This is a genomic window from Litoreibacter ponti, assembly GCF_003054285.1.
In the GTDB taxonomy this organism is placed as follows: Bacteria; Pseudomonadota; Alphaproteobacteria; order Rhodobacterales; family Rhodobacteraceae; genus Litoreibacter; species Litoreibacter ponti.
In genome coordinates, this window is sequence record NZ_QBKS01000001.1 from 1,404,379 (window position 1) to 1,429,692 (window position 25,314).

At 59.7% G+C, this 25,314-nt stretch carries 25 protein-coding genes; 10 read left to right on the forward strand and 15 right to left on the reverse strand.

Translation table 11 applies throughout. The annotated features are described in order from the left end of the window. Window positions 1-2: 2 nt before the first annotated feature. Window positions 3-395: a rhodanese-like domain-containing protein gene (locus tag C8N43_RS07070; RefSeq protein ID WP_107844927.1), complete on the reverse strand. Its 393-nt coding sequence runs from the start codon at window positions 393-395 to the stop codon at window positions 3-5. Between the two features lie 52 nt (window positions 396-447). Between C8N43_RS07070 and C8N43_RS07075 the strand changes: the two genes are divergently transcribed. Next, window positions 448-732: a GNAT family N-acetyltransferase gene (locus C8N43_RS07075; protein ID WP_107846278.1), complete on the forward strand. Its 285-nt coding sequence runs from the start codon at window positions 448-450 to the stop codon at window positions 730-732. On the opposite strand, the gene C8N43_RS07080 is transcribed toward C8N43_RS07075, so the two are convergent. Both C8N43_RS07080 and C8N43_RS07085 read right to left on the reverse strand, forming a co-directional pair. Further along, window positions 729-1,619 carry a DMT family transporter gene (locus C8N43_RS07080; protein WP_107844928.1) on the reverse strand — a complete coding sequence of 297 codons (891 nt, stop codon included), beginning with the start codon at window positions 1,617-1,619 and terminating at the stop codon, window positions 729-731. The two genes, C8N43_RS07075 and C8N43_RS07080, sit on opposite strands and share 4 nt — an antisense overlap. A gap of 24 nt (window positions 1,620-1,643) precedes the next feature. Beyond that, window positions 1,644-2,552 carry a fatty acid desaturase gene (locus C8N43_RS07085; protein WP_107844929.1) on the reverse strand — a complete coding sequence of 303 codons (909 nt, stop codon included), beginning with the start codon at window positions 2,550-2,552 and terminating at the stop codon, window positions 1,644-1,646. Window positions 2,553-2,652: 100 nt separating this feature from the next. Here C8N43_RS07085 and C8N43_RS07090 point away from each other — a divergent pair, with 100 nt between their 5' ends. After that, on the forward strand, window positions 2,653-3,567 hold the full coding sequence (locus tag C8N43_RS07090; protein WP_107844930.1) for a helix-turn-helix domain-containing protein: 915 nt from the start codon (window positions 2,653-2,655) through the stop codon (window positions 3,565-3,567). A 59-nt stretch (window positions 3,568-3,626) separates the two neighbouring features. On the opposite strand, the gene C8N43_RS07095 is transcribed toward C8N43_RS07090, so the two are convergent. From C8N43_RS07095 to C8N43_RS07125, 7 genes are all read right to left on the reverse strand, one after another. Further along, complete coding sequence (locus tag C8N43_RS07095; protein WP_107844931.1) at window positions 3,627-4,373, reverse strand: SDR family oxidoreductase; 747 nt, start codon at window positions 4,371-4,373, stop codon at window positions 3,627-3,629. After that, the gene (locus C8N43_RS07100) at window positions 4,370-5,809 is read right to left on the reverse strand and encodes a carnitine 3-dehydrogenase (protein ID WP_107844932.1); all 1,440 of its coding nucleotides are present in this window, start codon (window positions 5,807-5,809) and stop codon (window positions 4,370-4,372) included. The genes C8N43_RS07095 and C8N43_RS07100 overlap by 4 nt, the downstream gene beginning before the upstream one ends. Continuing rightward, the gene (locus C8N43_RS07105; RefSeq protein WP_107844933.1) at window positions 5,806-6,102 is read right to left on the reverse strand and encodes a hypothetical protein; all 297 of its coding nucleotides are present in this window, start codon (window positions 6,100-6,102) and stop codon (window positions 5,806-5,808) included. Before C8N43_RS07105 ends, C8N43_RS07100 begins: the two co-directional genes overlap by 4 nt. After that, complete coding sequence (locus tag C8N43_RS07110; protein WP_245912933.1) at window positions 6,099-6,644, reverse strand: lipocalin family protein; 546 nt, start codon at window positions 6,642-6,644, stop codon at window positions 6,099-6,101. Before C8N43_RS07110 ends, C8N43_RS07105 begins: the two co-directional genes overlap by 4 nt. Continuing rightward, window positions 6,641-7,546 (reverse strand): 3-dehydrocarnitine:acetyl-CoA trimethylamine transferase BcoG, encoded by a 906-nt coding sequence (gene bcoG / locus C8N43_RS07115; protein WP_107844934.1) that lies wholly within the window; start codon window positions 7,544-7,546, stop codon window positions 6,641-6,643. Before bcoG ends, C8N43_RS07110 begins: the two co-directional genes overlap by 4 nt. Window positions 7,547-7,654: 108 nt before the next feature. After that, window positions 7,655-8,986 (reverse strand): DUF5691 domain-containing protein, encoded by a 1,332-nt coding sequence (locus tag C8N43_RS07120; RefSeq protein WP_107844935.1) that lies wholly within the window; start codon window positions 8,984-8,986, stop codon window positions 7,655-7,657. A 66-nt stretch (window positions 8,987-9,052) separates the two neighbouring features. Beyond that, the gene (locus C8N43_RS07125; RefSeq protein WP_107844936.1) at window positions 9,053-10,093 is read right to left on the reverse strand and encodes an aldo/keto reductase; all 1,041 of its coding nucleotides are present in this window, start codon (window positions 10,091-10,093) and stop codon (window positions 9,053-9,055) included. A gap of 109 nt (window positions 10,094-10,202) precedes the next feature. Here C8N43_RS07125 and C8N43_RS07130 point away from each other — a divergent pair, with 109 nt between their 5' ends. After that, window positions 10,203-10,865, forward strand: a complete 663-nt coding sequence (locus tag C8N43_RS07130) for an ImuA family protein (RefSeq protein ID WP_107844937.1) — start codon at window positions 10,203-10,205, stop codon at window positions 10,863-10,865. Window positions 10,866-11,354: 489 nt separating this feature from the next. On the opposite strand, the gene C8N43_RS07135 is transcribed toward C8N43_RS07130, so the two are convergent. The 5 genes from C8N43_RS07135 to C8N43_RS07155 form a co-directional block, all read right to left on the reverse strand. Beyond that, complete coding sequence (locus C8N43_RS07135; RefSeq protein WP_107844938.1) at window positions 11,355-11,882, reverse strand: TRAP transporter small permease; 528 nt, start codon at window positions 11,880-11,882, stop codon at window positions 11,355-11,357. Window positions 11,883-11,937: 55 nt separating this feature from the next. Next, window positions 11,938-12,912 carry a TRAP transporter substrate-binding protein gene (locus C8N43_RS07140; protein ID WP_107844939.1) on the reverse strand — a complete coding sequence of 325 codons (975 nt, stop codon included), beginning with the start codon at window positions 12,910-12,912 and terminating at the stop codon, window positions 11,938-11,940. A gap of 24 nt (window positions 12,913-12,936) precedes the next feature. Beyond that, window positions 12,937-14,250, reverse strand: a complete 1,314-nt coding sequence (locus C8N43_RS07145) for a TRAP transporter large permease (RefSeq protein WP_245912934.1) — start codon at window positions 14,248-14,250, stop codon at window positions 12,937-12,939. Then, window positions 14,222-15,751, reverse strand: a complete 1,530-nt coding sequence (locus C8N43_RS07150) for an amidase (RefSeq protein WP_107844940.1) — start codon at window positions 15,749-15,751, stop codon at window positions 14,222-14,224. Before C8N43_RS07150 ends, C8N43_RS07145 begins: the two co-directional genes overlap by 29 nt. 117 nt (window positions 15,752-15,868) lie before the next feature. After that, the gene (locus C8N43_RS07155) at window positions 15,869-16,813 is read right to left on the reverse strand and encodes a LysR substrate-binding domain-containing protein (protein ID WP_211308595.1); all 945 of its coding nucleotides are present in this window, start codon (window positions 16,811-16,813) and stop codon (window positions 15,869-15,871) included. A 494-nt stretch (window positions 16,814-17,307) separates the two neighbouring features. Here C8N43_RS07155 and nanR point away from each other — a divergent pair, with 494 nt between their 5' ends. The 7 genes from nanR (at window position 17,308) to C8N43_RS07190 (ending at window position 25,186) form a co-directional block, all read left to right on the forward strand. After that, window positions 17,308-18,045 (forward strand): transcriptional regulator NanR, encoded by a 738-nt coding sequence (nanR, locus tag C8N43_RS07160; RefSeq protein ID WP_107844942.1) that lies wholly within the window; start codon window positions 17,308-17,310, stop codon window positions 18,043-18,045. A 325-nt stretch (window positions 18,046-18,370) separates the two neighbouring features. After that, on the forward strand, window positions 18,371-19,390 hold the full coding sequence (gene dctP / locus C8N43_RS07165) for a TRAP transporter substrate-binding protein DctP (protein WP_245912937.1): 1,020 nt from the start codon (window positions 18,371-18,373) through the stop codon (window positions 19,388-19,390). 97 nt (window positions 19,391-19,487) lie between these two features. Next, window positions 19,488-20,135, forward strand: a complete 648-nt coding sequence (locus tag C8N43_RS07170) for a TRAP transporter small permease subunit (protein WP_107844943.1) — start codon at window positions 19,488-19,490, stop codon at window positions 20,133-20,135. After that, complete coding sequence (locus tag C8N43_RS07175; protein ID WP_107844944.1) at window positions 20,136-21,716, forward strand: TRAP transporter large permease; 1,581 nt, start codon at window positions 20,136-20,138, stop codon at window positions 21,714-21,716. It abuts the gene before it with no gap. Continuing rightward, complete coding sequence (locus tag C8N43_RS07180) at window positions 21,713-22,969, forward strand: ribulose-bisphosphate carboxylase large subunit family protein (protein WP_107844945.1); 1,257 nt, start codon at window positions 21,713-21,715, stop codon at window positions 22,967-22,969. Before C8N43_RS07175 ends, C8N43_RS07180 begins: the two co-directional genes overlap by 4 nt. A 2-nt stretch (window positions 22,970-22,971) precedes the next feature. Continuing rightward, on the forward strand, window positions 22,972-24,318 hold the full coding sequence (locus C8N43_RS07185) for a four-carbon acid sugar kinase family protein (RefSeq protein WP_245912938.1): 1,347 nt from the start codon (window positions 22,972-22,974) through the stop codon (window positions 24,316-24,318). A 31-nt stretch (window positions 24,319-24,349) separates the two neighbouring features. Then, entirely contained in the window at window positions 24,350-25,186 is an 837-nt protein-coding gene (locus tag C8N43_RS07190) for a phosphogluconate dehydrogenase C-terminal domain-containing protein (RefSeq protein ID WP_107844946.1), read from the forward strand. Window positions 25,187-25,314: the final 128 nt, after the last annotated feature.

Sequence of the window (25,314 nt, forward strand, 5' to 3'; positions counted from 1 at the left end):
TGCTATTCCGGACGGTCCACCGGCCCGCCCTGCGCCTCCCAAGTCGAAAAGCCCTCGCGGAGATGCGCCGCCTCGAACCCCATATCCTGCAACGTGGCCACAGTCAGGGCTGACCGCCAGCCAGAGGCGCAATGGAAGATGAAACGCGCGTCTTCGCGGGCAAAAATATCCTTGAAATAGGGGCTATCCGGATCGACCCAGAATTCCGCCATGCCGCGCGGGCAATGAAAACTCCCGGGGATCGCGCCCGTGCGTTGCCGTTCCCGGACGTCGCGGATATCGACGAAGACCACGCTCGGGTCGCCCACCAGCGCGATGGCGTCGGGCGTCTCGATCTCTTCGATGCGCGCACGTGCGGCGGCAACCATCTGGGCGGCGGTCATCTTCAAGGCCATGCGGGCGCTCCTTCCGGCTGGTGTTCGCCCCGCGCATCGCTACGCTGTCGGCATGGATGAGATTACCAAGACCGTCACCGGCAGCAAGGGCCGCTACGCCCTGCAAACCGCGCAAGGCGAGGCCGAGATGACATTCTCGATCCTGTCACCGCGTACGATTATCGTCGACCACACAGCCGTTCCAAAAGAGCTGGAGGGCCAAGGCCTCGGCGGCCGCCTGGCCGAAAACCTCGTGGCCGACGCGCGCGCCAACGGCTTCAAGATCGTACCGCTTTGCCCGTTCGTGAATGCCTGGCGCCGTCGCCATCCGGACGCGGCGGACGTCTTTCAGGTCTAGAACGAGGCCACAAGCACAAGAATACTGACGACAATCAGGGCGATGCCCGCGATTTCCTTACCCGTGCTGCGCTCCTTGAAGACAAAGTAGGAGGCGAGGAAAGTAAATACCAACTCCACCTGCCCCACGGCTTTGACATAGGCTGCGTTCTGCAGGGCGAAAGCCACGAACCAGCCAAAGGAGCCGCACATCGACGTGACGCCGACCAGCGATGACACTCGCCACGAGGCCAGAACCCGGGTGATCTCCCCGCGGTCGCGCCAAGCCAGCCATGCGGCCATCAACACAGTCTGAAAGGCCGTCGCGACGGCGAGGCTGACGCCCGCGCGCACGATCACATCGGGGCTGTCGATCTGCAACGCAGCGCCCCGGTAGCCCACCGCAGAGACCCCGAACAGCAGCCCGGAGCCCAGACCGAACCCCGCGGCCTTGTTAAACAGCCGCGCGCCGCCCCTGGGCGGGTCCGACAGCAGAAGGACACCCGCAAAGCCGATCGCGATCGCAACCACGCCCCATGCGGATACCCCCTCACCCAGCACCACGAGCCCGATCAGGGCGGTCAGCAGAACTTCCGTTTTCTTGAAGACGATGCCCACGGCGAAGTTGCGCTCTGCAAACAGCGCGACCACGCAGGCGGTCGCCAAAATCTGCGCGATGCCGCCGGAGACGGCGTAAGCAAAAAAGGTGGGCGACAAGGACGGCACCGCGATGTCACCCGCCCACAGATATGCCCCGATGCCAGCGGCCACCAACGGGCTGGAAAAGAGAAACCGCGAAAAGGTCGCGCCGCCCGTGGATAGCTTCGTTGCCTTCAGGTGCTTTTGCAGCATGAAGCGCAGGTTCTGCATGAACGCTGCGAAGACGGAGACGTAGATCCAAAGGGCCATGGCTCAGCCCTCGCACAGCGTGGCTCAGGCGTCCACCTTCTCCGTGACGCGCCGCAGGTTTGGATGGGCCACCGGGTCCTTCGCCCGGACCAGATACCGCGCGAAGACTGATCCGTAGCAGCTGTAGCGGTAGCCCCCGTTGCACGCGAGGAACCGGTCCCGCCCGGCGCGGTACATGGCGGGCAGATCGTACCACGCCACATGCGGATGCATGTGGTGGACCGCGTGGAAATTATTGTTGAGAAACAGCAGCGCCAGCGGCCCGCGATCCTCGACAATGACAGAGCGCGCGCGGCTCATGTCGTGGGCACGATGTTCGAGAAACGTGCGAATTTTCAGCAGTGCCAGCCCTAGATACACGGCACACAGATAGGCCCAGATCGGTATGGGCGAGACCGCGACCAGCGCCACCACGCCCAAAGCCATCGGAACATGCGCGGCCCACGACCGCGCAGCACGCCGGTTCCACCCACGGACCTCGCTCACAAAGAAGAAAACCAACCCGATCAACGGTCCCACACTCACCCGCCCAAGCAGCGTATTGTTGAAGCGCAGCACGGCCTTCAGGACTTCGGGCAGACACCGCCACGTGGCCTCGGATAAGAAATTGGTCTCTGGATCATCATAGGGATCGGTCAGATTTGCATCCCGGTGATGGGCCAGATGCGTGTCGCGAAAGCGCCCATACGGGATCACCAGGGACAGCGCTGGCCGCACGAGGCCCGCGTTCAGGCGCTGGTTTAGGAACGGGTGCCCATGGATCACCTCATGCTGCAAGGATGCGTGCTGCGTGATTGCCAGCCCGGCCAAAACGACCGCGCCCGGCAAGGACCATTCCGGCAGCCAGAACACCGCCGCCGCCCACACCCCGTAGGTTGCCAGCAACAAGGCCACCGTGGGCCACTCCACCGCTGGTCGCGTCTTACTCGTCATTTTTGAACCCTTCCCCGCGTGAAGAGTAGATCGGGCATAGGCATCGGCGGAATTCAGCGATTGGTTCACATTCATCTGCATCTGTGTTTTAATTCACCAAATGCAGGATATTCTGGACAAAAGAGACCGTGCGGAGCTGTTCCGCCTCCGCCTTGCCGAGGCCATGGGGGAGGCACGCCAGACCCAGTCCGGGCTGGCCCGCGCCGTCGCCGTGGACCGATCGACCATCTCGCAGTTGCTAAAGGCCCAGGACGCACGGCTTCCAAATGCGCAAGTTGTAGCCGAATGCGCCCGGGTGCTTGGCGTGTCCGCCGACTGGCTTCTAGGTCTTACCGATCGACCCGAGCGCGCAGCGGATATCATGGCATCCGCCCTGACCTTCACCGAAGCGCCCCGCGCGCTGATCGACGAGCAGATCTTTGCGTGGCATCAAGAGGCGGCGGGTTACAAGATCCGCCATGTGCCCGCCTTTCTGCCCGACATGCTCAAGACCCGGCCCATGCTGGAATGGGAATACACCCCGCATCTGGGGCGCACCGCCGCGCAGGCCATCGGCGCGTCCGAGGACCGGCTGAACTGGATGCGCCGCGCGGGCTCTGACTACGAAATCGCGCTGCCGCTCTACGAGCTCTACAGCCTCGCCGACGGAACCGGGTACTACTTCGACCTTCCCCGCGACACTCGTCGCGCGCAGCTCGTGCATCTGCTGGAGTTGCATGACCAACTATACCCCAGCCTGCGCCTGCACGCCTTTGACGCACGCAAGCTCTTCTCAGCCCCGGTGACGATTTTCGGGCCGCTTCTGGCAGTGATCTATCTTGGGCGGAACTACCTTGCCTTCAGAGACCGCGAGCGGGTGCAGGCCATCACCGCGCATTTCGACGGGCTGGTGCGCGAGGCAGAGATGTCATCGCGCGATATCCCCGAGTTTTTGCGCATGTTGGTTAACAGCGTGGATGAAGACCGACCGGCAAGCACCTCAGTCCAGCCGCTTTCGGCACGGGCAGACCATTAATCTCCGTAAATCAATCATGAACGGGTAACCCATGGGTTACCGTTTCTGGCTCACGAAGCTCAGACTTTTGGGTCCGGGTTCTCCGTGTGTCCGTCCACGGCGATCACCTGTCCCGACACTAATCGCGCCGCGTCAGAGCCTAAGAAAACCGCCATATTCGCCACGTCCGCCGCCTCGACAAAAGACCGCATCGAGGTGCCGCTGGCATAGCCCGCATAGACCGCGTCCCGGGTCATGCCCTTTGCCGCCGCTTCCCGCTCCAGCACGCCCTCCATCCGCGCACCCTCGACCGCGCCGGGGCAGATCGCGTTGGCGCGGATGCCGAACGGGCCAAGCTCCATCGCAAGGGTTTTCATCAGCCCGATCACCCCCCACTTCGCCGCCGCATAGGGCGCGCGGTTGGGGTAGCCGTAGATGCCCGCAGTGGACGAGGTCAGTACCATCGCGCCCGACCCCTGCCGCTTCATTAAGGGTGCCGCGAATTTCGCCGCCAGAAACGCGCCTTCCAGATTGACCGACACGCAGGCCTTCCAATCCTCCAGTTCAACGTCCTCGACAAGCGCCGTTGGCCCCGCCACCCCGGCATTGGCACACAGCACGTCGAGCCCGCCCCACTCCGTCTCAAGATCGGCAAACAGCGCCGCCATCCCGGCCTCGTCCGATACATCGACGGCAGTCGCGTGCCAGCCCTCCGGCACGGCGCTCACGTCCAAATCCGTCACCCAGACCTGTGCACCTTGCGCGGCAAAGGCCTGCCCCATAGCGAACCCGATCCCGGACCCGCCCGCTGTAATGATCACCCTCACCGCTTGCCCACGGCCGCGCCTGCGCCGTCCGGTACGGGCAGTGCGGCGTGTGCCGCCGCGATCTCGCTCAGCCGGGTCGCAATCGCGTCCGACGGCACGCTCGCGCGCCGGGTCTCAAGCGAGACGTGGATCAGCATGTGCTCGCCCGTGGCCAACTCCCGCTCGGCCTCGAACATCCGGTGGAACAGATGCATCTTCTTGCCCTCGCCCAGCAGCACCTGCGTCTCGACCCGGATGCGCGCGCCCGCGTGGACCTCGTCGAGATGCCGGATATGGGTCTCGGCGGTGAAATAGCTTCCGCCCGACGCGATGTAGTCGGCATCGCAGCCCACGATTTCCATGAAGCGGTCCGTGGCGTCGCCAAAGGCTTGCAGATACCGCGCCTCGTTCATATGGCCGTTATAGTCGGTCCAATCGAGCGGCACCGCACGCTCGACGGTGACCAGCGGCTGCGAAATGTCACCGACCTCTGGCGCAGGCGGCTCGGCCCGGTTCAGCACCGCCCCCGCGCCCCAATCCTGCGCCTTCAGCGCGCGCATCATGGCCACAAGGTTGGTGTCGCGGATACGCTCCAGCTCGCGGATCGAGTGCTGCCCGCTTTGCGCATTCGACTGGCTGGCGATCTGGTCGATCAGCTCATCCGTCAGCTCCGGCACATCCATCAGTTTCGTCCATGGCCACTGCAAACACGGCCCGAACTGCGCGATGAAATGCGCCATCCCCGCCTCGCCGCCCGCGATGCGGTAGGTCTCGAACAGGCCCATCTGCGCCCAGCGCAGGCCGAACCCCATGCGGATCGCCTCGTCGATCTCTTCCGTGGTGGCGACGCCGTCCTTGACCAGCCACAGTGCCTCGCGCCAGACGGCTTCGAGGAAACGGTCGGCGATATGGGCGTCGATCTCCTTGCGGACATGGAGCGGGAAGCACCCGATGGAGGTCAGGGTATCTTTCGCCCGCGCAATCAGCGCCGCATCATTCGCAGCGCTCGGCACCAGCTCGATCAGCGGCAAGAGGTAGACCGGATTGAACGGGTGGGCCACGACGATCTGCCCCGGGCGCGCCGCACCCTGCTGCAGCTCCGACGGTTTGAAACCGGAGGTGGACGAGCCGATGACCGCATCCGCGCGACATGCCATCTGCACCTCGGCAAAAACCTTATGTTTGATCTCCAGGCGCTCCGGCACGCTTTCCTGAATCCAATCGGCGGGGCCAACCGCGTCGCCCAAGTCGCTATGGAAGCTCAAAGCTCCTTCCGCAGGCATCGCTCGGTCCGACAGGCTCGGCAGCGCGCGACGCGCGTTGTCGAGCACCTCGCCGATCTTGCGCTCGGCCTCCGGGTCCGGATCGAACACCCGCACGTCCCAGCCCATCAGCAGGAACCGCGCGGCCCAGCCGCCACCAATCACGCCCCCGCCCAAGATTGCAGCTACGCTCATGCGTCTCTCCCTTTCCGTGCACCGCCGAGGCGGCGGAGTGCCATAACCGCGATACCGATGAGCCCCGAGAGCGACACCAGCACGGCCAAGCCCCCAAGGCTCGCGCCGAGCGGCATCTCACCATTGTGCAGCTGCGCCAGCGTCGCGCTTTCCATTGCGACCATGAACGCCACCGCGCCGATCACGCCCATCCCCGCGAACCCCAGCGTGGGCCACCACAACGAACGGCTGCCTTTGAACAGCCATGCGATGCCTGCGCCCGCCGCGATCCCGATCAGAAGCACCACGGTCACGGGCTGACCTTTCGGATTTGGGTCAGATCATAGCCGTTGAACGCCAAAATCTCACGCGCCGCGCGCAGCCGGTCGGCCCGCAGCCTGGGCGTTCGGTTGATAATCATCCCCATCCGCCCCGAGGGCGTGCCCAGCACCGCCGTGCGGTGATCCTTGTCCACCCAGATGACCCAGATCGGGTCGGCCTCGCTGAACTCGCCGACGAATGACAATCGCCCAAACGCTCCGATCGTCGCCTCCGCCGGAGCCGAAAGCTCAACTGTGGCGGCAAGCTCCGGGTCAATTGGCGGCGCCTTGCTGTAGCTCTCGATGTAGCTGTACCCGATCTGGCTTGGCGTGAAGCTGACCCGGTCCGCCAAAACCTCGCGCGGGGAAGGATCGAAACTCTCGATGATCACCCAATCCCCCGCAAATCGCGCCGCGTCAAACCGGGTCGAAGACGTAATCGCAACGCTTTGGTCCCGATACCCATCGGGCACAAAGCGCGGGCCGGGCGTGCAGGCGGCAAGCCCCACGGCAAGAGACAGCGCAAGCGACCTCACGCAGGGGCCCGTTTGGTCAGCCCCAGCTTCTCGCGCACCGCGTCCGGCCCCATGACCTTTGCGCCGAGCCGTTCGATGATCTCGACGGAGCGGGTGACGAGGTCGGCATTGGTTGCTAGCACCCCGCGGTCGAGCATCAGGTTGTCCTCCAGCCCCACGCGCACATTTCCCCCCGCCAGTACCGAAGCCGCCACATAGGGCATCTGGTGCCGCCCCAGCCCGAAGGCCGAAAAGGTCCAATCGTCGGGCACGTTATTGACCATCGCCATGAAGGTATTGAGATCATCCGGCGCGCCCCAAGGCACCCCCATGCAGAGCTGCACCAGCGCAGGGCTGTCGAGCACGCCGTCTTTGACCAGCTGCTTGGCGTACCACAGATGGCCTGTATCAAACGCTTCGATCTCGGGCTTCACGCCGAGCTCGGTCATCATGGTGCCCATGGCGGTCAACATGCCGGGCGTGTTGGTCATGACGTAGTCGGCCTCTGCAAAATTCATCGTGCCGCAATCGAGCGTGCAAATCTCCGGCAGGCATTCGGCCACATGGGCCACGCGCTCCTCGGCGCTGACCATGTCGGTGCCAGACTGGGTGGGCAGTGGGTCGGGCGCGCCGAAGACGATGTCGCCCCCCATGCCCGCGGTCAGGTTCAGCACCATGTCGACATCTGCGTCGCGGATGCGGTCGGTGACCTCGCGATACAGCTTCAGACACCGCGACGGCGCGCCGGTCTCGGGGTCGCGCACGTGGCAATGGACCATCGCCGCGCCTGCACGGGCTGCCGCGATGGCGCTGTCGGCGATCTGCTGTGGCGTGCGCGGCACATGGGGGCTTTTGTCCTGGGTCGAGCCGGAGCCCGTCACGGCGCAGGTGATAAACACCTCGCGGTTCATCTCTAGCGGCATTGGCGCGCTCCTCCCCTGATCGAGCGATGTTTGGCGCACCTCACGCCAAAGTGCGGCTCAGGGCAAGCCCGTTTGCGCCATCGAGGCGTCGCGATGAGCGAGCAAGCGCTAGAGCGCGAGGTTGAATTTCAGCATTGTCAGGCGCGGGTTGTCCGGGTCCATCCCGAGATCAAGCGCCTCTTGCAACAGCTCCGCAGCAGCGTCCTTGCTGGCAATGAAGGCCACGATGCGCAGCGGATCATATTGGATGTTCACGGGCAGCCCGCCGGTCTCCAGCTCTTCGGTGATCGAGGACGCAAACCTGCGAAAATGGCTGATGCGCCGGACCGTTGCGACGTCGAGCGTGCCGGCCTTGTCCCCCAAAGTGTCGAAAACCGTGGACGGGTATTCCGACGCAAGGGCGACCTCAAGCGCCCTCTGCGCGAGCTCCGCTTCTCCATCCGGAACGGCGCGGCCCGGCGTCTCGAGACCGGCCTCAGCCAAGCGATGCAGGTAGGCTGCCCGAATTTTCATGTCCCTTGTCCGCATCAAAAAGCCCCAGAAATCGCTTTTGAAGTTCTCAGGATCAATAGCGCAGACAAGCTCCATCGGGGTAAGGCCAAGAACTTCTGCCAGTGTCTCCAGATCCGTGCTGTGGATGTGGCGCATCATGTTTGGTTCGTGAAGCTCGGGCGAGACAACAACCTTGAGCGCGGTGTCATCGCCGTTCAGCTTCGGCGACGGCCCCCTGCCCTGAACCTTGAAATGCCGCGCAAGGACGCGCGCATGGTCGGCGCGGGTCTCCAGCCCGTCCATCTCTGCCAGCTTTTCAGCCGCCAGATCGCGCACCTTTTCGGAGCGATCATTCAGCATGTGCCGCACAATTGGCACGTCATCAGGATAAAGGCCGTAGAAAATCCCGCCGCTTCCAATCTCGCGCAGGAGATCCAGGCGCTCGGCTGCCGGCGCTTTTGCGCCCGGGCCCATCAGCAGCGCGTCACCCGCAGCCCGGTCACGCCGCCGCAGGTGTCTGAAGGCTGCGCGGCGCGGATCAGGTTTCCATCGGTCCCAATTCGCCTCCGTCAAGGGAACGCCAATGTAGAATGGTGTGTAGCCTTGCTCTGCCAGCCAAACGGCCCACGGGACGTAAAGCTCTGGAAACTGGTAGTCGCTCATCGCAGACGGCACCCAGTCGCAAGGATGCGCCACATATCCGCGCGCCTGGGCGAGGGTTAAGGTTTGCTCTACAGAACCGTTCCCCGGCGGCCTTTCATATATCAGCACATCGCGAAACGCGGTGCGGGCCTGCGCAGGCATGACGGGCAAGTCGAGGTCGGGCATCTTGCGCGCAATGGCCTTGCTCACGCGCATTACTTCGTGGGTCGAGGTGCGGCGCAAGTTCTTCGCCCAACTCTTTCGGATCTTCGCAAAGACGCCGTCAGCTTTCGATGTGATCAGCATGAGGCCTGCCCTCCCCTTCGATATGACAGGTCTGATCTGGCGGTTCTTTTTGCCTGAATTGAGCCTCTAATATGGCATCGGGTGGGCGCGGTGTGTGGCATCGATCTCGGCCAGAACCTCGTCGGACAACACCAAATCGCGCCCGTCAAGGATGTGCTGGAGTTGGTCCATATCCGTCGCCCCAAAGATCGGAATGGTCGGGAACGGGCGTTGGCAGCACCACGCCAGCGACATCTGGACCGGGTCCAGCCCGTGCTTGGCGGCGAGATCGAGATAGGCCTGCGTCACGTCCAGCACCCGCTCCGACGCGCGCCCGCCCATCTTCTCGTTGATCGATTTGCGGGAGCCTTCGGGCACCGCGCCACCTTGATACTTGCCGGTCAGGTAGCCCGCCGCGAGCGGCGAGAAGGCCAGCAGCGATACATCCTCGTTATGGCTCAGCTCCCCCAGATCGGTGTCATAGAGGCGGCAGAGCAGGGAGTATTCGTTCTGGATGCTCTCGACCCGCGGCGCGCCCATCTCCTCTGCAATCTTGAGCCACATCATCGTGCCCCAGGCGCTCTCGTTGCTCAGGCCGAAATGGCGCAGCTTGCCCTCGGCCACCAACGCCTTGAGCGTGGCCAGCACGTCTTCCATATGGGCCACGACCTCTGCCCGGTTCTGGCTGGAGGGGTCATAGCGCCAGTTCTGGCGGAACATGTAGCTGCCGCGGTTGGGCCAGTGCAGCTGGTAGAGGTCAATATAGTCGGTTTGCAGGCGCTTCAGCGAGCCCTCGACCGCCGCGCGCACGGTCGCGCCCGAGATCGGCGCGCCGTCGCGGCATACCCCGCCGGAGCCTGCGCATTTGGTGGCCAGCACCACCTCGTCCCGGCGGCCGGACTTGGCAAACCAATTGCCGATGATGGCCTCTGTATCGCCCGCCGTCTCGGCCGTCATGGGGTTGACCGGATAGGCTTCCGCCGTGTCGATGAAGTTGATGCCGGCCTCGAGGCTCGCATCAATCTGCGCGTGCCCGCCCGCCTCGTCAGTCTGCGCGCCCCAGGTCATGGAGCCCAGGCAGAGTTGCGAGACCATCAAGTCGGTGCGGCCAAGGGGGACGTGCTTCATGGGGCGGGCTCCTTCAATTGCGTCTGAAGGTGCAAGCTACGCCGCCCTGCCGCGGGGGCAAGGCGAAAAACAATTTGAGAACATTTAGCGAACATATATATTGCGACGTATGACTCACCCGCTGCTTCAACGTCGCCCCGCGCGCGAGGTCCCTGCCCTGCGCCTGCACCGCGAGATCACGCTGCCGCTCGCCCGCGCGCACGAGGTCTGCGGCGGCGCGCGGCGCGGCTTTGCGCTGTGGGCCGCGAGCCAGACGCAAGGCCCGATCCTGTGGATCAGGCCGGGCTGGATTCCCGACCAGATCTACCCGGACGGGATGGCGCAATGGATGGGGCTGGGGCTGGAGCCCGGGCGCGTGCTGACGGTGACCTGCCGCAGGCCGGAGGATTTGCTGTGGTCGATGGAGGAAGCCCTGCGCGCCGGCGCCCTGCCCCTGGTCGTGTGCGAGCTGCCCGGCCCGCCGGGGCTGACGCCTGTGCGCCGCCTGCATCTAGCCGCCGAGACCGGCGCGGCGGAGGGCAAGTTCGCCCCTCTAGGGCTGATGCTGACCCCCGCGCAGACCGACCGGGACGGCCAGATCACCGGCGGCGCGCCGGGGGTGGAGAGCCGCTGGTACATGGCCCCTCGCCACAGTGCCGCCCGCCGCGGCTGGCTGCTGGAGCGGCTACGCGCCCGGGGTGCGCCCCCGGCGCAATGGCGGCTGGCCCTGGGCGCGCGCGGGCCGGAGGTGATCACTCCCAAGGCGACGCAAGACGCCGACATCCGCGTCTAAGTCAGAGCGGCCAAGGTGCGAAAGACCGTCCTGCCGCACATGGCAGCGGCACGATTGCGGATGACTGATGTGAGCCCATTCTGTGAGTTCGGTTATCACGCTGCGTGCGCTTGCAGCGCGGGATATGCCGAACGAGCGAGAAATTTCGTCTCGGCGCGCAGCGGGAGAACCGGCCATTCATGCACAACGCAGCGAAGATTTGCGGTCGAACTAACATACTACGAAACCCTTCAGACCTTTGGGGCTTTCGGATCAAGGGTCGCTCCTATGGAGTTTTTGCCTGCACCGTCCGCTTGTTGGTGCGGAGCATGACTCGAAATGAGGCGCGTCGCAGACATTCAATTCCTATCGAAAAAGGAGTTCGTTTGACCGGTTGAGGATCGTCCTTCCGATCGACAGAAAACAGCTCCAAGCACGAGGCAGCCACTACATTGGGCATCACACAACTTGAACCCAGCCAAAGGGCCCAAATGCTCAAACACATGTGTCTTAGTCAAGCTGAGCGGTAGAGTTTTCAGTCACGTCATCGCCTGCCCATCTAGCGAATAGGTGAATAAGTATGATGATCATGGACAAAGGGACCGCCACAGAAATCCATACCATTGGTATTCCGAGCGTATCTGCCGTCAGGCCTGATTGCCGGGCAAGATATCCTTTCGCAAAGCCACCCTTCAAGCCAATGAAGCAGAAGTAGATTACAGGTAAGACGAAGGTCAGAACGGCAGCGCTTTGGACTGCTTTTGCGAATATCGCCAGAATGTGAGGCGGCTCCGGAAAGATACTTTGCATCAGCACAGCATCCGACTGAGTTTTGAACGACAGTGTCGCGCCCAGAAGTCCCGTCCACACCATCGCGTAGCGGGCGACGTCTTCTGTCCAGACAGGCGGCGAGGAGAAGACATATCGTGCTATGATCTGCACAACGACCGTCACAAACATCAGACAAACGGCAAAGATAGCGACGCGGCGCATGATCAAATGCAAACTGTCGCTGGTGCTTATGATGAGGTGGCGCATCTTCCTACTCCGACCTGAAAGGAAGCGGGCCGCAAGGCGCGGCCCGCTCGTTGGTTTAACGGTTGTCGTCAGACAGTTTCTTCCACAGGGCGGTATCCTCTGCGGTCATCAGGTCTGAATCATAAACCGGCAAAGATGCTTCACGGAAGACAGCACGCTCTTCTGGCGTCAGGCGCTGTACTGTCACGCCCTTTTCTTCAAGCGCGAGAAGTCCGTTGACTGACGCCGCTGCCAGCCATTCACGGGCCGCCGCATCTGCGGTTTCAACGGCTGCATCAACGCTTGCACGATCCGCATCTGACAGCCCATCGTACCAGTCTTTGGACGCGATAACCGCCCGCAACGGCCAGATCACATCTGCATCAGCAAAGTTTTTGATGAAATCCGTTTGACCGAACATCACTGGCACGAAGGGCGAATTCAGGTAGCCGTCGATTACGCCTGTTTGCAGACCGGCAGGGACTTCTCCCCATGGCACGATCGTCCCGCTGGAGCCCCAAGCTTCATACATCGCGATCTGCGCATCATCCAAGGCCCGCATCCGCAGGCTGGCCATATCCGCCGGAGAACGCACGGCCTGTGTGGTGGTGATTACGCCGGACGCAGGGCCAAGCGGGGCCAAAGCTAAAAGAACCGCGTCTTGTTTCGCGAGATTTTCATTGATGCGGGTGTAAACATTACCCGCAGCCAATGCGCGGTCCATATGCGCAATATCTTCAAAGATGTATGGCAGGCGGACTCCATAGATGAACGGATCCACCTGCGCCGCAGCGCGCACATCTGAAAGCGAGATTTCAAGCAAACCGGTAGAGACCTGATCGAATTTCTCTGCTTCATTTCCTACGGACCCGCGTGGCATTTCGCGTACGTCCATACCCGCTTCCTTAAGCGCATTGCCAAAGGCAAATGCCCAGTTGTACGAGCCTGATGTTTCCAGGTCCGGCTTACTGTCCAGTGCAATTTTCACCTCTGACAACGCAGGTGTAGCCATCGCAAGCAATGCTGCCATTGTAAGTGCTTTGAGTTTCATGGGTCGTCCTCCCTTTTGGATTGGTTAGTTCACGGAAAATCCGAACAGGCGCGGCAACGTGAGACTGATCGCGGGCCAATAGACCAGCGCCAGCAATAACAGCACCTGAACGAAAATGAAGGGCAGCGCAGCATATGCCAGCCGCCAGTAATTGAGGTTAGTCAACGCGGATACGACCACAAGGCATTTGCCAAGTGGTGGCGTAATCAGGCCAACGCATAGGTTAAAGCACAACACGATGCCAAGTTGTATCGGGCTTATGCCCTGTTCCAAGGCTTGCGGTGCAAATAGCGGGATCAAAAGGGTCAAGGCCACCGGTGTATCCATGAACATGCCCGCGATCAGGAAGATGGCCACGAGGAAGAACAGGTATTTTGTGCCAGTCAGTCCAAAAGAGTCGACCCACGTCGCCAAAGCCTGTGACCAGCCCAATTGCCCTGCCAGATAGCCCAGCACAGAAATCGCTGCGAGAATGATAAAGATCGTGCCGGTCATTCTTGCCGTGGCTTCCACCGCGTCAAAGATCATTCGCCAGTTCAAGCCTTTGTAGAATTGTCCGGCCATGAGCGCGAAGAACACAGCGATTGCCGATCCTTCCGTTGGTGTTGCTAACCCGAAGACAAGCGAGCCGAGGATCACGACTGGCAGGCACAATGCAGGTGCCGCGTTCAGCAGGCTCGGCAGGAATCGCGGCAGATCGGCCGAGGCGCCACCGGGGTGCCCTTTGATATGCGCGATGATGGCGTTAAGGATCATGAGTGCAGCGGCGAGCATCAGACCAGGGACAACACCTGCAATGAACAGAGCTGCGACAGATGCCCCCGTCAGGCCGCCATAGATGATCATGATGATCGATGGCGGGATGATCGGCCCGATCATTGAGGACGCCGCGGTGATGGCGCCTGCATAGTAGGGATCATAGCCACGTGCCTTCATTTCCGGCACGAACGTGCGCGACAGGGCGGCGCTGTCGGCGATGGCAGAGCCCGAGATGCCTGCAAAGAAGACGCTGGTTAGAATGTTTACATGCCCCAAACCGCCGCGAAATCGGCCCACGATGGCCATCGCAAAATCGATCAGGCTGCGCGTCACGCCTGCGCGGCTCATGATTTCGGCGGTCAGGATAAACAGCGGCATCGCCATGAAGGCAAAGACGTCAAGCTGGGCGAAAATGCGTTGTGGCAGGATCGACAGGAACTGTGTTTTGCCGACTGCGATAAAGGTCACGACAGACACCGCCCCCATCAGATAGGCAAATGCAGTGCCGCTGATCAGCAGCAGAACAAAGATGATGGGGATCAGCCACATGTCACACAGCCGTGCGCACAAGGCGCGCATTAGGAACAGGCTTTGCTGTCACTTCGGGCGGATGCGTAACGATGGACCGCAGGTCCACTGCCGAGGGGACAAGGGTTTCCATGTTGGCAAGAGGGCGCGCTGTCTTGGCAGTGCTGTTGAAGAGGGTTTCAAATGCCCTTGCCGCTGCCAGTAACCCGTCATCACCGCGTACAGGCCCCAACATCTGAAGGCCGAAAGGCATTCCAGCGGCGTCGCGTCCACAAGGCAGTGTGATCGACGGTCCACCCGCCAAGGAGCCGCGATAGCAGAGCGCCAGCCAGCGATAGTAAATATCCATCTTCTGTCCGTCGACTTCGGCGGCGTGGGACTGGGTCCATTGAAACGGTGATACCGGTGAGGTTGGCAGGACGATCACATCAAATTCGGCCATCAGCCGGTTGAACTTGCGCAGAATCCGGGTCTGTTCGGCATGAGCCCAACCCCGGTCGGCCAAACACAAGCTGTGTCCAAGTGCGACGTTATCTTTGATGTGAGCGCCGAAGCTGTCCGGGTCTTCCTGAACCGCTTCGCCAAATGCGACACCAAAACTTTCAGCGCGAAGAATATCGAAACAGCGGTCCATATCCCCCAGATTGAGGTCTGCCGCGCGACACTCTTTAACGTGAGGTCGCAGAATATCCAGGCGCTCGCGGAAGGTCTCGCGAATGCTCTGATCTACAGGTGCACCACCAAAGTCTTCGCTGAAACCAACGCGCAAGTCCTTCAAAGCCACGGAAGGCAGGGCCCTGAAGCGTTCGGGTGCCGACGGCGCTGATAATGGATCGTCAGGATCATGGCCCTGACACACGTCCAACATCAAGGTCAGGTCATCCATGGTGCGCGCCATCGGCCCCAGCACAGAAATGCCCGACCACCCCAGAGGCCGCGTGGGGTGTGCGATCACATCTACGGACGGGCGATACCCAACAACACCGCAAAGCGCTGCAGGCATCCGAAGCGACCCGCCGGTATCAGACCCGGTGCAAAGCGGTAGAAGACTCGCTGCCAGCGCAGCAGCAGAGCCGCCAGACGACCCCCCCGCAATCAGATTTGCATCAAACGGGTTGCCCGTGGCACCCCAGACCGGATTGCGGGTGTTTCCTCCGGCCCCCATTTCAGGGACATTTGTTTTAGCGAGGATGATTGCTCCGGCCGCCCGCAGACGAGCAACCATCGGCAAATCCTCGTTGGGGACATGACCACGAGCCCGGACGCTGCCGTGCGTTGTCAGTAGGCCCTTGGTGTTCTGCAAATCCTTTACGCCAATCGGCAATCCATCAAGTGGCCCAATCGGGTATCCGGCCTCCCAGCGTATCGTCGCGGCGGCTGCGAGATCGACTGCGGCCTCTGTATCCACTGCAGCCAGTGCATTTATCTTGGGATTGAAAAAAGAAATCGCTTCAAGGCACGCCGCCAGATATTCGCTAGGCGTCAGGCTTCTGGCACTGAAGGCCGCAAGCACCTCGCAAGCCGAGAGCGTGAGCAAATCCGTCTGGCTCAAAGGCTTTTACCAGTTGTGGCAATGATCCGAATAGACACGCAAGCCCTCCCAAACTGTGTGTTTGGTTAAGGTAATGAATGGTTTTTGCAAAAAATAGTGAATTTCACGCCAAGTATATTAACTAAAAGGAATGGTTTGAACATCTTCGGTCGTTTGTTGCAGGCACTTCAAGAACAACGATAACGTAGCATTTCGCGCGATCTGATCTTTGCGCCAATAACAGCGTGCTTCTGACAGCAAGTCGTGCGTATCAAGTGGTAGTGTCACAGTTTCACCACGCGCGGCCTGCGCCTTTGCCAGTCGTTGCGGGAGAAAGCCAAGCGCAGGCATTGTCTGTAAGAGTTCAAGGTTCAGGGCGAGTGACAAAGACGCAATTGTATTGGTTGGGGGCGGCAGTCCATTCGCGGCAAAAAGTGCGTCGACTGCCTGGCGCGCAACCGAATTTGGTTGCGGCAGTATCCAAGGATAACTGGCGGCACCGGCCCATGTCACATCACCGGCTTTCGCAAGCGGATGATTTCGCCCGGCGACAACTACCACAGGCTCGGAGATCAATGCCATTTGGTCGATCCCATCCAATTCCTGCGGCTGCCAAATCCTCGCGATCACCAAGTCTAACGCTCCTGCCTCGAGCTGCGGCAATAGTTCAATAAAATGCCCTTCGGAAACGGATACGTTTGCTTGCGGGGTGCTGCGCTTAAACAGAGCAATGGTGCCGGGCAACAAGGTGGATGCAACCGAACTGACAACGCCGATAGAGACAGACCCCGAGACACCACTTGTCATTGCTTCAATGTCAAAAGCCGCGCGATCAAGTTGACTAAGTGCTTGGCGCGCATGATCCGCAAGGCGAACGCCAATGGGGGTTAGGTTGAGCCTGTTTCGGTCCCGCGTGACAACAGGTACGCCGACGATCTTTTCCAGTTCGGCGATCTGTTTTGAGACTGCTGGCTGAGTCACCCCAAGCGCCTCTGACACTCGTGCGACCAGTTTCAAATCCGAGAGCGCTACAAGAGCACGCAAATGCCGAAGTGTGATGCCCTGTTGAAAGCCCTTACCCAGAGTTTGTCGCTCCTCTTCCTAAAGCCAACTTAACTGTGTCATAGATTTTACATTGAGACACAGATTTGGTGGGTATGCAAAGCTGACAAAAAGGTCGATAGAACGCGAAATTCGTAGACCGTCATGCATAGTGTTAACTTGGTCCGCAATCCTACCACCCTCGCGGACAAGGTATCCAAAGCCTTGTATAACTCATTCCCATCATTGGTACAGTTCGCAGCATCTGGGATAGTTTGCTTATCGCGGAACGGATCGACATCTGAGAAAAGCGACGAATAGCACATGCCGTTCGTCGCGTTAAAGCAGTCATGCGAGTTGGCGAGTTCCCGAATTTACAGTTCACAAAGGTAGCTGGTTTTGACTGTCTTGGAGAAACGCGCCTCAGTGTTGGTCGGGAAGTCGCAGAGCCTTATGCGGGTTTCAGGTTACCTTGTCATACCAGTTTTGGGGATGTAGGCTCGCCCGGATGTACCTCAGAGGAAGTCAGCGAAGTCATGGCACGCAACGGGTCACAACAAACGGAATTTGATGTCGAGCCCATCACGCGTCAAAAGCTCTCTGATCAAGTGTTTGATCGGCTTTGGGAGATGATCGTATCCGGAGAGCTTAAGCCGGGCGATACGATTCCGTCAGAGCGAAAGCTGATGGAGAAATTCGCCGTTGGTCGCCCCGCTGTCCGCGAAGCTTTGCAAACGCTGGCGAATAAGGGTGTTATCACGATTTCGCATGGCGAGCGAAGCCGGGTAAACGAGCTAAGTGCCAATATTGCACTAGACCAGGTGGACGATGTCGCAAAACTGCTTCTGTCAGCTCAGCCTTCCAATCTGGAGCACCTCAAGCAAGTCAGGAAAATCCTTGAGGCGGGCACCGTGCGAATTGCAGCGGAAAAGCGCAACGACGACGACGTGCGTCAACTGCGGGCGCTGGTTGACCGACAAAAAAGCCAGTTGAACAATCCCAAAGGATTCATCGAAACCGACATCGCGTTTCACACTGCAATCGCCAATGCCTCGCGAAACCCGCTGCTGCAAGCGGTGACACGCCCGATGCTGACTTGGCTTTTTGAGTACTATAAACCGTTGCTTCATTGGTCTGGTCGCGAAGACACGACACTGTTGGAGCACACGAAGTTGGTCGATCATTTAGAGGTTCGCGATGCGGATGCCGCGGCAGCATTGATGCGTGAACATCTGGACCGATCTGATCCGCTATACACGAATTCTGAGACCTGATTTTTAGGGATTCGTAGTCAAACCGCACAATTCTTTTGCCCTTCATACTTGCCAATTCGCTGCTTGATCAGTTGCGAAGTGGCTTTGTTTTGCCGTTAAGACTCTGAATTAAAATAGATATCGGCAAGCGCGAAGTGCGACTCAAGCTCTAGCAGCCCCCGCCTTGACATAGATTGATGATGATATACTGATCATACCAGTTGAGAAGCTTTGCTTTTGGGATCATCATCAAGGCTCGTTTCGACACGGGAACCGGAACCAGCGTTACCGCGGATCGGCAGCAAGCCGACGGGGCCCGAACATGAGAGCACTAGGGAGGACTATTATGCTCAAGACCATGACCAAAACTCTGTTGGCCGGAGTAGCAGCAACTGCCTTGCTGAGCACCGTGGCGTCCGCACAGACCACGCTGCGGATTCAAAACCACCAAAGCCAATCGTCGCCATACGGCGTTGCAATTCAGAAATTCGTTGATGACGTTGCGATAATGTCCGGCGGCGATTTGCAGATCGAGATGTTCTATTCTTCGTCTGTTGTTCCATCAGCCGAGACTTTCGACGCGGCGAAGAATGGAATCCTTGATTGCGACATGACGAACGGTTCTTACCAGACAGGTAAGAACGCGGCGTTTCAATTCGTGGCAGATACGATGGGCGGTTACGATACGCCGCTACAGTATCAAGCGTGGGTTGAGCAGGGCGGTGGTCGCGAGGCAATCAACGAGCTCTATGCAACCCATGGCATGACCTTCATCGGCGCGCATGTCGGCGGGCAGGAATCGTTGAACTCAACCAGTCCGCTTCGTGGTGTGGCAGACTTGAAAGACTTCAAGTTCCGCTCTCCTCCCGGCATGGAATCTGACATCTTTGCGTCGCTTGGCGCTTCGCCGATCGTGATGGATTTCACCGAGGTCATTACCGCTCTCGAATCCGGCATCATTGACGGTGCGGACGCCTCCACATTGGCGACGAACCTGAATATCGGTGTTTATGATGTGGCCAAGCACACCACTTTCCCTGGGTTCCACTCCATGTCATCGGACCAATTGGCCTGCCGCACTGACGTTTGGGAAGGTCTGACCGACCAGCAGCGCCGTATCATCGAAGTGGCCTACAAGAACGTCGCGATGGACTTGATGATCTCGACGCTGGTCCTGAACGGCGAAGCCCTGGCCAAGATGCCAGAGATGGGCGTCACAACTTATGACTGGTCTGCAGAAGACCGTGCGGCCTTCCGCGCTGCCGCGCAGGCTGCGTGGCAGGAATGGGGCGCAAAATCACCGGAAGCCACAAAGATGGTTCAAAGCCATGAAGCCTTCCTGCGCCGGATCGGCTTGGTCGAGTAACCCGAGCTTTCGACAAAGCAATTGGCATTGGCGGCACCTGTCGCCAATGCAGCCATCGCGCGCTCAGCTTTGAACCGGCTGATTGGGGGGAATAACCGTGGTTGAACACGAAACAACGGGTCCGCTGGACAAACTCATTTGGGCCATCAGCCGGGTCACCATGTGGCTGCCTGCCTTCATCGTGGCAATCATTCTATTTGAAGTCGTCCTTCGTTACGTATTCCAGCGCCCGACGCTTTGGGTCAACGAAACGTCTCTCTGGGTTGCGGGAGCGGTTTATATGTTCGCCGGTCTCTATTCTATGCAGCAGCGTAGTCACATCCGCATTTTCATTCTTTACGATCTGGCTCCGCGTTGGCTGCGCCGCACCTTCGATGTGATTTCAACCATCTGCATTTGTGTTTTTGCCTTTGCACTGATCTGGGGCAGCTTCGATGAGGCGCTCGAAAAGCTGATGACCTGGGAGCGCTTTGGTACCAAATTCAACCCTCCCATTCCCGCCACCATCAAACCTTTGATCCTTGTGACTATGGCGCTGCTTGCGCTGCAGGCGATCTCAAACCTGATTTACGACTGGAACAAGGACCAAGGCGAGCGGCAGTTCGTTGAAGGGATTGAGGATCTTCTTGAGGACTTGGGAGAAGACCATCTAGCAGCCCGGCCAGCAGGTGGAGCAGAGGGTCATTCTGGCCAGACACCCGACGTAAGCCAACAAAAAGCAAAACCCGGCCAGGGGACCGAATAAATGGACATTGGAACGATATCTCTGGTCGTCCTGATGGGCATGCTCGTCCTTCTGGCGATTGGTATGCCCTTAGGCTTCGCCTCTGGCTTTTTGGCCGTCGTGGTCATGGTAATGAAATTTGGGCCGGACCTGCTGTTCAGCAACTTCGGAACTGGTCCGTTGAACCTTCTCGGCCAACGGATTTACGGCATCACGACAAGCTATGTGCTGGTTTCCGTACCGCTTTTCATATTCATGGCCAATCTGCTCGAACGCTCCGGCATCGCGCGGGACATGTATGATACGCTTGAGAAATGGATGAGCCGCACCCGTGGTGGCATCGCCGTGGTGACCGCCTTGATGGCTGTAGTCATGGCCGCCATGTCTGGCATCATCGGGGGCGAAGTCGTATTGCTGGGCCTGATCGCGCTGCCACAAATGCTGCGGCTGGGCTATGATCAAAACCTCGCCATCGGCACGATCTGCGCGAGCGGCAGTCTTGGCACGATGATCCCGCCATCCATCGTTCTGATTTTTTACGGGCTGATCACCGATACTTCGATCCACGCGCTCTTTCAGGCAGCCTTTGTGCCGGGTTTTATTCTGGCCGGATGTTACATCGCCTACATCCTGATCCGCACCAACCTACAACCGCATCTTGCCCCATTGCCCGAACCACGCGAAGGCGATCTGACTGGCCCGCAAAAGCGCCTTTATGGCCTGTCTCTGATCCTGATCATTGTCGCGGCTGCCGCTGCGATCATGGTGGCACGGGGGGTGTACTTCAATGCCGCCGGGCTTGTTGACGAAGACACGAGCTATGCAAGCGCGGGCTATCTGATGAAAGCAGGCGCGGTGTCGGCAGGATTGGTCGGGTTGCTGGTCTTCGGGATCGGTCTACAAACTGCCGAAGCCGCGTGGGATAGCGGTAAGGGCATGGTAGCCCCGCTTCTGGTCGTGTTTGTCGTGCTTGGGTCCATTTATGGCGGCGTCACAGGCATTACAGAGGCTGCCGGAATCGGCTCAGTTGCTGTCTTGCTGTTGATCATCATTCGCGGCGAGTTTTCCTGGCGTATTCTTCAAGAAGCCTCGATGCGCACGTTCAAATCCACAGGCACGATCATGTGGGTCACCATCGGGGCAACGGCGCTCGCAGGTGCCTACACGCTTTCGGGCGGTCCGACATACGTTGCCAATCTCATTGTTGGAATGGACATCTCGACGCTCAGCGTTCTGCTGATCATGATGCTTGTCTTTCTATTTATGGGGGCCTTCATGGACTGGACGGGCATTGTGCTGCTGGTCATGCCGGTCTTTTTGCCTATTGTCCTGAAGCTGCCGCGTGATGAGCTTGGCCTCTTTGGTGGCCTTGATAGCCAACTCGCGGTGCAGGTTTGGTTCGGCGTTCTGTTCTGCGTGAACATGCAGGTGAGCTTCCTGTCGCCCCCATTTGGCGGTGCTGCATTTTACCTGAAATCCGTCGCCCCACCGCATATCACGCTGCCTCAGATTTTCCGAAGCTTCTTGCCCTTCATTGGCATTCAGATTGTCGTCTTGATGCTGATCCTGTTTGTGCCTCAAATCACGACGTTGTTCCTATGACCGATCCCACTCGCATTGAAGCCGACTACCTGATTGAAACGGCATATCCCCCCGAACAAGCCGCGGAAATCATGGCGGGCGAGCAGTCTTCCGGCACGTTCCGTCCGGTTCCGGGGGAGACACCCGAACTAAAGGAACGCGCTGCAGCACGGGTTGAGCGTTTGGAGTTGTTGGGCACGGTTGAAGCACCATCTTTGCCAGGGTCAGGTCAAACTATAGACGGCCAAGTCTACCAGCAGGCACACGTCACCCTGTCATGGCCCTTGGACAATCTCGGACCATCCTTACCGAACCTGATCGCAACGATCGCGGGCAACCTTTTTGAGCTGAAGCCATTCTCCGGCCTCCGCTTGCTGGATGTTCGTCTGCCATCGGCTTTCGCGGCGGCCTATCCGGGGCCGAAGTTCGGGATGGATGGTACACGCAGACTTGCCGGTGTCGAAGGCCGACCGTTGATCGGGACGATCATCAAACCCAGCGTTGGATTAAGTGCCGAAGCGACGGGTGCGTTAGCTGCCGAACTCTGCGAAGGCGGCATCGACTTTATAAAGGACGACGAATTACAGGCCGACGGCCCCGCGTGCCCCTTCGATGATCGGGTCCATGCCGTGATGGCTGCGGTCAACGCGGCTGCGGACCGGACAGGCAAGAAGACGATGGTGGCCTTTAACCTGACCGGCGAAATTGACGAGATGCGCCGCCGCCACGATCTGGTTCTGGCCGAAGGCGGCACCTGTATCATGGCGAGCGTCACCGGGGTCGGTATGTCGGGCATGATCGCACTTGGCCGTCATACGGAGCTGCCGATCCACGCGCATCGTTGTGGCTGGGGCGCGCTCACGCGGTCCCCGGTGCTTGGTTGGGCCTATCCCGCATGGTCTAAGCTTTGGCGTTTGGCTGGTGCAGACCACATGCACGTCAACGGGATCGACAACAAGTTCACCGAAGACAATGACAGCGTCATCGCTTCGGCACGGTCCTTGTCTGATCCTATGTTTGAGGCCAACCCCATGCGGGCCGTACCAGTCTTTTCTTCCGGCCAGACCGTGCATCAGGCACCAGCCACATTGGCAGCAGCCGGATCGCCCGATTTGCTCGTGACGGCAGGTGGCGGCGTAGTCGCGCACCCGGATGGCGTTGCTGCGGGTGTGATGGCGATGCGGGAGGCCTATGACGCGGCCCTGTCCGGCATTGAAGTGCAGGATTATGCCAAGGATCACCCAGCCCTTGCCGCAGCCCTGGAGGCCTACTAATCGTGACCGCCCCGCTGCTCACATTCTATGGCGATGACTTCACCGGCTCTTCAGCGGTAATGGAGGTGCTGAGTTTTGCGGGTATTCCGACGATGTTGTTCCTGGAGGCGCCGGGCGAGGAGGTTTTGTCCCGCTTTCCTGAGTTGCAGGCTGTCGGGGTGGCAGGGGTGGCGCGTTCTAAAAATCCAGCCTGGATGCGGGCACATTTACCGACAGTGTTCGAAGGATTGAAAAAGCTTGGCGCGCATTTAATGCACTACAAGGTCTGCTCGACCTTCGACAGTGCGCCCGAAACAGGCTCTATTGGAGCAGCGGCGGAATTGGGGAAACAGATATTCAATCCCGAATGGATACCGCTTGTGGTCGGCGCTCCTGCTATCGGGCGCTACCAGATCTTTGGGAACTTGTTCGCGGCAGCGGGGGATGGAGTGCATCGCCTTGACCGCCACCCGGTCATGTCTCGCCATCCCATAACGCCCATGGATGAAGCCGATCTGGGACGGCATTTGTCCCGCCAGACCGATTTGCGAATGGGTTGTGTCGATTTCCGTACCATGACAACCGGCGAGGCGGATACCGCGTTGAGGACAGCAATCTCCAGCGGTGCTGAGATCATTGCGCTCGATGCGATGGACGACGCGACATTGCAGGAAGCCGGACGCATAATCGCGGAAGGCGACACATCCTTCGCCATTGGGTCACAAGGGGTGGAATACGCGCTTGTCGCCCATTGGCGCGCCTCGGGCCAGCTTGCGCAGGAACACGCTACGCCACGGCTCACCCCGGTTGATCAGCTTTTTGCCGTCTCCGGGTCCTGCGCGCCGACGACCGCAGCGCAGATTGACTTTGCTCAGGCCAAAGGGTTCGAGATACTCGACTTTGATGCCACGCAGGCGGTCGACCCGGACGCGCTGCAAGCCGAGACGGATCGCGTGCGACAAACATCATTGCAGCTTCTGTCCGAAGGCCGAGATGTTCTGGTGACCTCTGCCCGTGGACCAAACGATCCTTCCCTCGCACGCATGTCCGAGGCGATAGATCGCGCCGGGATCAGCAATGCCGAAGCCAATGAAAATTTGGGTCGAGCCTTAGGCAATCTGGTTGCAGAAATCCGGCTTGAAACAGGCCTGCCACGCGCAGCAATCGGCGGTGGGGATACGTCAGGCCACGCGCTGACGGCGTTGCACGCCGAGGCCTTGTCGGCAGTAGCGCCCCTCGCACCGGGCGCACCTCTTTGCCGTATCCACAGCGCTCGCGCGCCAAAGATCGATGGCCTCGAAGTCACTTTGAAGGGTGGCCAGATGGGTGCCCCCGACTTCTTCATTCACGCTAAATCAGGGGATGCTTGATGCAAGCCTCACAAAGAAAAGGAACAAAAGCATGACAAGCATCGCTCTCTTCGGCGCAGGCGGTAAAATGGGCGTACGTCTGGCCATGAACCTCAAGGAAGCGCCATATGACCTGCTTCCCGTAGAAGTGAACCCTGAGGGTCAGGCCCGGCTCCAAGCTGAAACGGGTTTGACGTGTGTAGAACAAGGGCAAGCCTTGAGTGCCGCGGACACCGTGATCCTCGCCGTGCCGGATCGGGCTATTGGCAAGGTGCTTTCAGGTTTTGTGGACGAGCTGAAGCCGGGCACCGCCGTGATCATGCTGGATGCCGCAGCACCCCACGCCGACACTTTGCCGGAACGCGACGACATCACGTATTTCGTTGCGCACCCTTGCCACCCGCCGCTGTTCAACGACGAAACTGAAACGGACGCCAAGACCGACTACTTCGGTGGCATCGCGGCAAAGCAACACATCGTATGTGCCCTGGCTCAAGGTCCGGAAGAACACTATGCAAAATGTGAGGAAATCGCCCGGGTCTTCTATGGCCCTGTCATGCGGTCTCACCGTGTGACGGTCGAGCAAATGGCTCTTCTGGAACCGGCGTTGTCGGAATCAGTCGGGGCAACTTTTGCCAAAGTCTTGAAAGACGCCACGGATGAGGCCGCGCGCCGGGGTATTCCCTATCAGGCGGCAGAGGACTTCCTGCTTGGCCACCTGACGATCCTTTTGGCCGTGGCCTTCGGTGTCCAGCCCGGTGGCAAGCTGTCGGACGGCTGTATGAAAGCCATCGAAGAGGCCGAACCTGTGATCTTCAAGGATGGATGGATGGACAACATTTTTTCAGCCGAGGCTGTGAAGGCATCTGTGAAATCCATTTGTGATTGATCAAATGTTGGTGACGTCCGGCAATCATGCGGTCAGACGTATTTAACATACTACGGGTGCGGTGAAACAGTGGATTGTTTTGGATCAAAATGGCTCTGATAAATGGCGGCTTTGGGAAAATCTCCCTG